This window comes from Aeromonas sp. s9, assembly GCF_040907765.1.
In the GTDB taxonomy this organism is placed as follows: Bacteria; Pseudomonadota; Gammaproteobacteria; order Enterobacterales; family Aeromonadaceae; genus Aeromonas; species Aeromonas caviae.
In genome coordinates this window covers 45,366-54,560 of record NZ_JBFOCK010000072.1, presented here as the reverse complement: position 1 = coordinate 54,560, position 9,195 = coordinate 45,366, and the positions used below count along the sequence as shown (strand labels likewise).

Genomic DNA, 9,195 nt, shown 5'->3' with positions numbered 1-9,195 from the left:
GTCGTTTTTATCAGAGCCATCTGGCTAACGCCACGCCCTCGGCCCGATCAGGTTTTCGCTGGCAGGCTCAGGCGAGCAACCACTTCCACCTGCATCGCGCGAGGGGAAGATCCCGAGCGACGATCAGGCCTTGGCAGGCAGGCTCAGGCGAGCAACCGCTTCCACGTGCATGGAGTGCGGGAACATGTCCACCGGCTGCACCTCGTCCAGCACGAAGCCCTGCTTGACCAGCCAGGCGAGATCCCGGGCCAGGGTCTGGGGGTTGCAGGAGACATAGACCAGACGGCGCGGCGCCATGGCCACCAGGGTCTGCAATACCGCCTTGTCACAGCCCTTGCGGGGCGGATCCATCACCACCACATCGGCGCTCACCCCGTCGGCATGCAGGGCAGGCATCAGCTGCTCCGCCTTGCCCACGTGGAACTCGGTCTGCTCGATGCCGTTGAGGGCCGCATTGCGACGGGCGTCGCTGATGGCACTCTCCACCGACTCAATCCCCACCACCTTGGCGGCCTTGCCTGCCAGGAACAGGGAGATGGTGCCGATGCCGCAATAGATGTCGAACACCGTCTCGCTGCCGGTCAGCTCGCAATACTCCAGCGCCTTGGAGTAGAGCACGTCGGTCTGGCTCGGGTTGTTCTGGAAGAAGGAGAGGGGCGAGATCTCGAATTCGAGCTCGTGGATCTTGTCGCGGATCACACCGCTGCCCAGCAGCACCCGGTTCTTGTCACCCAGGATGCGGTTGGTACGCACCTCGTTGATGTTCTGCACCAGGGTGGTGACCGGCAGATCCGCCAGGGCCGCCAGCAGCTCGGCTTCGAACGGCAGCGCTTCGCCCAGGGTCACCAGCACCACCATCAGCTCGCCGCTCTTGAAGCCCTTGCGGGTCATCAGGTTGCGCACGCAACCGGTGTGGGCCACCTCGTCATAGGCCGCGATGTCGTGCTCGCGCATCCAGTTGCGTACCCGGGCATTGAGCTCCACGTGCAGCGAGTCCTGCACCGCGCAATCATCGGCGGTGATGAGGTCATGGGAGTGCTTGCGGTAGAAGCCGATCTCGGCGCCCGCCTCGCTGCCACGCACCGCGTACTGGGCCTTGTTGCGGTAGGCAAACGGCGTCTCCATGCCGAGGATGGGGTTGACCACGGCCTCACCCAGCCCGACCTGCTCCAGTGCGCTCTGCACCAGGCTCTGCTTGAGGGCAAGCTGGGCCGGATAGGCCAGCGGGCGCACCTGGCAGCCACCGCATTCGGTGTTGGGGCAAAAATCCGGCACCCTGTCGGCGGACGGCTGGGTCAACTCGACCAGCTTGCCGTGCAGGTAGTTCGGTTTGACCTCGGTCAACTCGACCAGCGCCTGCTCACCGGGCAGCAGACCCTCGACAAACAGGGGGCGATCGAACAGGCGACCCTTGCCATCCCCCTTGTCGGTCAGTTCCAGAATATCGATCTGATGTTGGTGTCCCACTAACGGCATGAGCGGCTCCGAAGGCATGAAAGAGAGGGTGACGACGGGGCAGACCCGGCGACCCCGAATAAAGGGTGGCAGAGTTTAGCGGAGATCCGCCCAAAATGCAGGCATAAAAGACCCCGCAGACACAAATAGCGACCCCGGCCACTAGCGGCCCGGTCCGGGCAGCCTGGCCAGCCCGCCCCAATAAAAAAACCGCCAGACGGGGCCGGCGGTATGACATTCATGGCAGCAGGATCAATGGCTGTAGGCTTTCTCGCCGTGGCTGGTCACGTCCAGCCCTTCGCGCTCGGCATCTTCCTTCACCCGCAGACCGATCAGCAGGTCCACCAGCTTGTAGGCCACGGCCGAGACCAGGGCGGTCCAGACCACGGTCACCCCCACGCCGATGACCTGTACCTTGACCTGGGCCAGGATGGAGTACCCCTCGGCCACCTGGTTGGTCACATAGTCCCACACCCCGGTGCCGCCCAGATCCGGGCTGGCGAACACCCCGGTCAGCACGGCACCCAGGATCCCGCACACCCCGTGCAGGCCGAACACGTCCAGGCTGTCATCGGCCCCCAGCAGACGCTTGAGACCGTGCACGCCCCACAGACCGGCCACACCGCTGAGCAGGCCGATGATGAGGGCGCCCCCCACACCGACGAAACCGGCGGCAGGGGTGATGGCGACCAGACCCGCCACCGCACCGGAGACAGCGCCAAGCAGGGAGGGACGGCCCTTCATCGCCCACTCGGCGAAGGTCCAGGAGAGGGCGGCAGCGGCCGGTGCGATCCAGGTGTTGGCGAAGGCCAGGGCCGCCGTGCCGTTGGCTTCGAGGGAGGAGCCGGCGTTGAAGCCGAACCAGCCGAACCACAGCAGGGCGGCACCGATCATGGTCATGGTCAGGCTGTGGGGGGTCATGGGGTCACGGCCATAGCCAACCCGTTTGCCCACCATGAAGGCCCCAACCAGACCGGCCACCGCGGCGTTGATGTGCACCACTGTGCCGCCGGCGAAGTCCAGAGCGCCGTGCTGGAACAGATAGCCTGCGGTGGCACCGGCCGCTTCGGCGGCGGCCGCATCCGTGTAGGCATCCGGACCCGCCCAGTACCACACCATGTGCGCCATCGGGATATAGGCGAAGGTGAACCAGATCACCGCGAACAGCAGCACCGCCGAGAACTTCATCCGCTCGGCAAAGCCGCCGACGATGAGCCCGCAGGTGATGGCGGCAAAGGCGCCCTGGAACACCACGTAGATGAACTCGCTGATTCCGATCCCCTTGCTGAAGGTGGCGGCGATGGAATCCGGCGTCACCCCCATCAGCAGCACCTTGTCGAAGGAACCGTAGAAGGCGCCGCCCTCGGTGAAGGCCAGGGAGTAGCCGTAGACCACCCAGAGGACGGTGATGAGGCAGAACAGGGTGAACACCTGCATCAGCACGCTCAGCATGTTCTTGGCGCGCACCAGGCCGCCGTAGAAGAGGGCGAGGCCCGGCACGGACATCAGGATCACCAGGGCCGCCGCCACCATCAGCCAGGTATTGTCCCCCTTGTTGATGGTCACGGTCGCGGCCGCCTGTACCACATCGGCCTGCGCGGCCACCTCTTCGGCCCAGCCCGGGGCGGCCATGGTGGCGGCCAGCGCCAGCAGGCCAGTCATTACGAGTCTCTTGAACATACAGCCCTCTCCTTGTCGTCCCGGCATCCGGGTCCATTTCCTGATATGCATTTCCAACCTGGCCACCTGCCCACCGCACCTGTGTGGCTCACGGAGACATCATGGCGACATGACATGGGGAAAGCATAAAGCAGGCCAAGAAAAATAATCCTTTTATTTCATGGCGTTATGTTTTTATCACATTCAACACGCACCATCTTGGCGCACGATGCCCGGTTACAGGGGGAAAATCGCACTTTGGCTGTGCATTGCCGGGAAAATGCACCAGGATGACCCAACCACCTCACAATGACGGGGCGAACCCCTGGTGATGTCACCCTGGCAGGCTTATCTATCCCGCTAAGGTATTTATGAAATAAATGAAATGGGCCATACCATGGTGAAATCAAATGAGGCTGACGGCCAATATCCCCCCACCCGAGGGGCACAAGCACTTTAAGAGTGCAAACGCGCGCCATTCGTCTAGCCTGCCCCGAAATGCCCGGTCATACTGGCAAGCCATCTTCCCCTGTTCCCAGCGCCGCGAGGAGCCCATGCCCAATCTCAACGTGACCGAAATCAAGGCCTTCGTGCCTGCCCGGGATTTCACGCTGTCAAAGCAGTTCTATCAGGATCTCGGCTTTACCCTGGCCTCCGATGGCGACGGCGTGGCCTATTTTCATCTCGGCAACGCAAGCTTCCTGCTGCAGGATGGCAACCCCCCGGGGCTGGCCGAGCAGCTCATGATGCACCTCCTGGTGGAGGACGTGGCCGCCTGGCGGGCCCAAGTGGAGGCGAGCCAGATCGCCGCCCGCTACGGCGTCCGGGTCACGGAGCTCGTCACCCAGCCGTGGCGCATGAAGGAGTTCTGTCTGTACGACCCCTCAGGCGTGCTGTGGCGCATCGCGCAGAACATCGACTGAGGGGATGGCAGTCCGAGAGGCTGATGGCCTGACAGCCTGTGGGTCTGAAGGTCTGAAGGTCTGAGGGTCTGAGGGTCTGAGGGTCTGAGGGTCTGAGGGTCTGAGGGTCTGAGGGTCTGAGGGTCTGAGGGTCTGAGGGTCTGAGGGTCTGAGGGTCTGTGGGTACACCTCTTCGCACCGCCCGGAAAAACAAAAGGCCATCCGCGAGGATGGCCTTTTGTCATGGAATCTGATGGTGCCCGGGGTCGGACTCGAACCGACACGTATTGCTACGGCGGATTTTGAATCCGCTGCGTCTACCGATTTCGCCACCCGGGCAGCTGCGAGGGATTATACGAATGGCGCTTGGCCATGCAAGGTGTTTTTCTTGCCCCCACCGTTGTTTGCTCATTTATTCAACGCCTTGCCGATGCCAGGCCAGTTACATAGAATGCCCGCATCATATTAATGGAATAATCATCATGGCCAAGCGCAAGACCCCCTCCCCTCTCCAGCCTGCTCCCCGGCATCCGTCCGCCGGTCTGCTGCGCCGTCTCGGCGCCCTGCTCTATGACTATCTGGTGGTGATTGCCCTGCTGATCATCGCCGGCTTCATCGGCATGGGGGTGGCCCACCTGCTGCTGGCCACCGGCATGGCGCACGTTCCCGAGGGCAAGGATGCCGCCTGGCTGCTCACCAGCCCCCTCTATAGCGCCTGGCTGGCCTTCGTCATCTGCGGTTTCTACACCTGGTTCTGGGTCCGCGCCGGCCAGACCATCGGCATGCGGGCCTGGCGCCTGCGCATCCAGAACCTGGACGGCAGCAACATTCGCGTCACCCAGGCCCTGATCCGGCTCGCTACCTCGGCCTTTGGCCTGGGCAACCTGCTGTGTGTGTTCAATCGCGCCCGCCCCCGCGCCTTCCAGGACATCTGGGCCGAGTGCGAGGTGGTGGTGCTTGGCAAGACGGAAAACCTGGAGCAGCTCAATCGCTGATCCCAAGACGGCAACGAAAAAGGGCACCCCGAGGTGCCCTTTTTGTTGACCAGAACTGACTGCTTGCAGCCCAGAACCTTGACGGAAACGGTGCATCGAGAGCAATGGCCGCCTTTTGTCAGCAGCCCGCCGTCCTTCAGGCCGCTACTGCTTGCGGCTCAGGATATAGAAGGAGATGCCGCCAAACAGCAGGCTGGGTGCGATGGCCGCGAGGATGGGCGGGACCGCATAGACCAGGCTGACCGGGCCGAACACCCTGTCGCTCACATAGACCGCGAAGCCGGTCATGATCCCCATCAGCATCCGCGCCCCCATGCTCACCGAGCGCAGCGGACCGAAGATGAAGGAGGAGGCGAGCAGTATCATGGCCACCACTGAGAGCGGTGAGAGCAGCTTACGCCACATCTCCAGCTTGTAGCGTCCGGCATCCTGCTTGTTAGCATCCAGATAACCGATGTAGTCCCGCAGCCCCGAGATGGGCAGGTTCTCGGGATCGATGCTGACCACCCCGAGCTGCTTGGGGGTCAGCTCGGATTGCCAGGCCATCTGGGCATGCTCTTCGTCCTGGATCCGGGTGGGATCGTCAAACCGGGTGATGTGCACCTGTTTCAGCAGCCAGTGGTGATCCTCGAACACCCCCTCCTTCGCCTGCACCACGTCGATCAGGTTGCGGGACGGAGTGAAGCGGTAGAGGGTGATGCCGGTCAGGGCGCCATCGTTGCGCACCCCGTTGATGTTGACGAAGTTGTTGCCATCCCGTGCCCAGACCCCGTAGGCCGAGACCGTAAGCCGCCCTTCCGACATGGCCCCCGCCTTGATGTCATCCGCCATCCGCTTGGCGGCCGGTGCGACGTACTCTCCCATCAGCCCCACCAGCAGCATCAGGGGAATGGCGGTCTTGAGCGCCGCCATGACGATGCTGATCTTGGAGCGTCCCGCCGCCTGCATCACCACCAGCTCGGAGCTGGTCGCGAGCTGGCCCAGACCGATGAGGCCACCGAGCAGGGCAGCCAGGGGGAAGAAGAGCACCGCCTCCTTGGGCATGGAGAGCAGCACGTAGTAGAGGGCGTTGAGCATGTCGTAGTTGCCTTCCCCGACCGCCTTCAACTGCTCCACGTACTTGATGAGCGCGGCGAGCCCGACCAGGGTCAGCTCGCACAGCAGGATCGACATGAAGATGACCCTGCCTATGTATCTATCGAGAATGCCGAACATCAGCAGAGACTCCCAGGTTGCAGCATCACGCTGACTTTCTCTTGAACAATTGCCCTTTGACCCCGTTCCACCAGCTGGTGCCCTGCAGGTTGAGAGGCAACCCTATCAGCAGCAGATAGACCAGGGGCACCAGGAACATCCCGGGCCAGTGGGGCAGACGCCCGCTGTCGATGGCCGACCGGGCGGCACTGAGCAGCAGGAAATAGGAGAGATAGAGCAGGATGGCCGGCAGCAGCTTGGCGTAACGCCCCTGACGGGGATTGACCCGCGCCATCGGCACCACCAGGAAGGTGAGCACCAGGATGGAGAGGGGCAGCGACAGGCGCCACTGCAATTCGGCCATCAGCTGATTGTCCTGGGTGCCGAGCAATGCCAGGGTCGGCTTGGCCGCCGCCTTGCGGTTGGATCGCTCCATCTCCTGCTGGCGGATCACCAGGCTGTATTCACGGAACTCCGAGACCTGGAACTGCTTGCCGGTGAAATGCCCCTCGTAGCGCGAGCCATCGGTCAGGGTCAGCCACTGCAAGCCGTTGCTGTCGGCGGTCACCTGCCCCTCGTTGGCCACCACCACTGACGGGGGTGAGCCACCCTCGGCCCGTTGCAGCACGAAGATTTTCTGCAACTCCGACCCCTTGTCGTTCAGATCCTGGATGTAGGCCACCAGGCGCCCCTTGTCGAGCTCCATGAAGCGGCCGGCCTGCAGGAAAGAGATACCGGGATCGGCCTTGAACTCGTCGATCACCTGGTACTCCCGCTCCTTGGCCTGGGGGGCGACCCAGCCGGTGTTGAACGCCGCGACGGCGGCGGTCAGCAAGGCCAGCACCAGGGCGCTGCCCATGATGAAACGGTGACTGAAACCCACCGCGTGCATCACCGTCATCTCGCTTTCCGCGTACAAACGGCCGTGAGCAAACAGAATGGCTAAAAACAGACTGATAGGCAGCATCAACAACGCCATATTCGGCAGGTTGAGCAGCAGGAGGGTGGATACCAGGCGCGTCGGCACCTCACCATCGGCGGCATCGCCAATGATCTGGATAAATTGCTGGCTGACGAAGATAAGCAGCAGCACGAACAGCACCGCCAGCTGGGTTTTCAGGGTCTCCCTGAACAAATATCGGAAAACGATCACAGTCATTCCCAAGTAAACTTGTGTTTTTAGTCGAATGCCTGAAAAATAGGGCCCTATATTGGATTTTTACCAGTTTGAACTGCGGAGCCTGTGACTGTTCGCTCCGCCTCTGATACCCCAACAAGCACCGCATTATTCAATAAATGGTGCCTTTTGTCTTTAGGATGTAGGAGATTCCATGGAGTTCAGTGTAAAGAGTGGCAGTCCTGAGAAGCAACGCAGTGCCTGCGTCGTGGTCGGCGTTTTTGAGCCCCGCCGCCTCTCTCCGGTTGCCGAACAGCTGGACAAGATCAGCGACGGCTACCTCAGCTCGCTGCTGCGCCGTGGCGACCTGGAAGGGAAACCGGGCCAGATGCTGCTGCTGCATCAAGTACCGGGCGTGCTCAGCGAGCGCGTACTGCTGGTCGGGTGCGGCAAGGAGCGCGAACTCGACGAGCGCCAGTACAAGCAGATCATCAACAAGACCATCACCACCCTGAACGAAACCGGCTCCATGGAGGCGGTCTGCTTCCTGACCGAGCTGCACGTCAAGGGTCGGGATACCTACTGGAAGGTGCGTCAGGCGGTTGAAACCACCAAGGCGGGCCTCTACAGCTTCGATCAGTTCAAGACCAACAAGGCCGAACCGCGCCGTCCGCTGCGCAAGCTGGTCTTCAACGTGCCGACGCGTCGGGAACTGACCATAGGCGAGCGCGCCATCAACCACGGCCTGGCCGTGGCGAAAGGGGTGCGCATCTGCCGCGACGTGGCGAACATGCCGCCCAACGTCTGCAATCCCGCCTACCTCGCCTCCCAGGCCCGCCGTCTGGCGGATGCCTATGACAACATCACCACCAGGGTGGTGGGGGAGCAGGAGATGGCCGAGCTCGGCATGAACTCCTACCTGGCAGTGGCCCGCGGCTCCGAGAACGAAGCCATGATGGCCATCATCGAGTACAAGGGCAACGCCGACGCCAAGCCCATCGTGCTGGTAGGCAAGGGGCTGACCTTCGACTCCGGCGGCATCTCCATCAAGCCGGCAGACGGCATGGACGAGATGAAGTACGACATGGGTGGCGCCGCCTCCGTGCTCGGCACCATGCACGCCCTGGCCCAGTTGCAGCTGCCCATCAACGTCATCGGCGTGCTGGCGGGCTGCGAGAACATGCCGGGGGGCAACGCCTACCGCCCCGGTGACATCCTCACTACCATGTCCGGCCAGACCGTCGAGGTGCTCAATACCGACGCCGAAGGCCGCCTGGTGTTGTGCGATGCCCTCACCTATGTGGACCGCTACGATCCCGAGACCGTGATCGACGTGGCGACCCTGACCGGTGCCTGCATCATCGCCCTTGGCCACCATACCTCTGGCCTCTTGGCGAACCACAACCCCCTGGCCCACGAGCTGCTCAACGCCTCCGAACAGGCCGGCGATCGCGCCTGGCGCCTGCCCCTGTTCGACGAGTATCAGGAGCAGCTGGAAAGCCCGTTCGCGGACATGGCCAACATCGGTGGCCGTCCGGCCGGTACCATCACCGCCGCTGCCTTCCTGTCGCGCTTCACCAAGAAATACAACTGGGCCCACCTGGATATCGCAGGGACCGCCTGGAAGAGCGGCAAGGAGAAGGGCTCCACTGGCCGTCCTGTGCCCCTGCTGACCCAGTTCCTGCTCAACCGGGCCGGCGTGGCGGACGTCGAAGACAAGGAGTGATCCCCTTCCCCATCGACTCGAAGAGCGATGCGAGAAGGCGTTACCCTGTATCACAAGGAAGAGGCCTGCCTCTTCCTTGTTTCATTGAGAGAATCCGGGAAGTCCGTGCCAGACGCGGCTCCCGAAGACGGCCAATCGCTGTCCGTC

At 62.7% G+C, this 9,195-nt stretch carries 7 protein-coding genes and 1 tRNA gene; 3 read left to right on the top strand and 5 right to left on the bottom strand.

Features of this window, described 5'->3' with window-relative positions; genetic code table 11:
• Positions 1–123: 123 nt before the first annotated feature.
• Both rlmD and amt read right to left on the bottom strand, forming a co-directional pair.
• Positions 124–1,476, bottom strand: coding sequence for a 23S rRNA (uracil(1939)-C(5))-methyltransferase RlmD (gene rlmD, locus AB5Y54_RS14870; protein WP_201888029.1), 1,353 nt, complete (start codon positions 1,474–1,476; stop codon positions 124–126).
• Between the two features lie 231 nt (positions 1,477–1,707).
• The gene (gene amt, locus AB5Y54_RS14865; RefSeq protein ID WP_257709928.1) at positions 1,708–3,135 is read right to left on the bottom strand and encodes an ammonium transporter; all 1,428 of its coding nucleotides are present in this window, start codon (positions 3,133–3,135) and stop codon (positions 1,708–1,710) included.
• Positions 3,136–3,668: 533 nt separating this feature from the next.
• Between amt and AB5Y54_RS14860 the strand changes: the two genes are divergently transcribed.
• Positions 3,669–4,037 carry a VOC family protein gene (locus AB5Y54_RS14860; protein ID WP_043154157.1) on the top strand — a complete coding sequence of 123 codons (369 nt, stop codon included), beginning with the start codon at positions 3,669–3,671 and terminating at the stop codon, positions 4,035–4,037.
• A 233-nt stretch (positions 4,038–4,270) separates the two neighbouring features.
• On the opposite strand, the gene AB5Y54_RS14855 is transcribed toward AB5Y54_RS14860, so the two are convergent.
• A tRNA-Leu gene (locus tag AB5Y54_RS14855) sits at positions 4,271–4,355 on the bottom strand.
• A gap of 143 nt (positions 4,356–4,498) precedes the next feature.
• Between AB5Y54_RS14855 and AB5Y54_RS14850 the strand changes: the two genes are divergently transcribed.
• Entirely contained in the window at positions 4,499–5,011 is a 513-nt protein-coding gene (locus AB5Y54_RS14850) for an RDD family protein (RefSeq protein WP_010672963.1), read from the top strand.
• 144 nt (positions 5,012–5,155) lie between these two features.
• Here AB5Y54_RS14850 and lptG read toward each other — a convergent pair whose 3' ends face one another.
• Both lptG and lptF read right to left on the bottom strand, forming a co-directional pair.
• The gene (gene lptG / locus AB5Y54_RS14845; RefSeq protein WP_010672962.1) at positions 5,156–6,226 is read right to left on the bottom strand and encodes an LPS export ABC transporter permease LptG; all 1,071 of its coding nucleotides are present in this window, start codon (positions 6,224–6,226) and stop codon (positions 5,156–5,158) included.
• A gap of 25 nt (positions 6,227–6,251) precedes the next feature.
• On the bottom strand, positions 6,252–7,364 hold the full coding sequence (gene lptF / locus AB5Y54_RS14840) for an LPS export ABC transporter permease LptF (protein WP_162540537.1): 1,113 nt from the start codon (positions 7,362–7,364) through the stop codon (positions 6,252–6,254).
• Positions 7,365–7,536: 172 nt separating this feature from the next.
• On the opposite strand from lptF, the gene pepA reads away from it, so the two are divergent.
• Positions 7,537–9,048 (top strand): leucyl aminopeptidase, encoded by a 1,512-nt coding sequence (pepA, locus tag AB5Y54_RS14835; RefSeq protein WP_010672960.1) that lies wholly within the window; start codon positions 7,537–7,539, stop codon positions 9,046–9,048.
• The last annotated feature ends 147 nt before the right edge of the window (positions 9,049–9,195 follow it).

Excerpts from the sequence above, each read along its gene's own strand:
- rlmD (WP_201888029.1), bottom strand. The coding sequence starts at position 1,476 with ATGCCGTTAGTGGGACACCAACATCAGATCGATATTCTGGAACTGACC.
- lptF (WP_162540537.1), bottom strand. The coding sequence starts at position 7,364 with ATGACTGTGATCGTTTTCCGATATTTGTTCAGGGAGACCCTGAAAACC.
- AB5Y54_RS14850 (WP_010672963.1), top strand. The coding sequence starts at position 4,499 with ATGGCCAAGCGCAAGACCCCCTCCCCTCTCCAGCCTGCTCCCCGGCAT.
- amt (WP_257709928.1), bottom strand. The coding sequence starts at position 3,135 with ATGTTCAAGAGACTCGTAATGACTGGCCTGCTGGCGCTGGCCGCCACC.
- lptG (WP_010672962.1), bottom strand. The coding sequence starts at position 6,226 with ATGTTCGGCATTCTCGATAGATACATAGGCAGGGTCATCTTCATGTCG.
- pepA (WP_010672960.1), top strand. The coding sequence starts at position 7,537 with ATGGAGTTCAGTGTAAAGAGTGGCAGTCCTGAGAAGCAACGCAGTGCC.
- AB5Y54_RS14860 (WP_043154157.1), top strand. The coding sequence starts at position 3,669 with ATGCCCAATCTCAACGTGACCGAAATCAAGGCCTTCGTGCCTGCCCGG.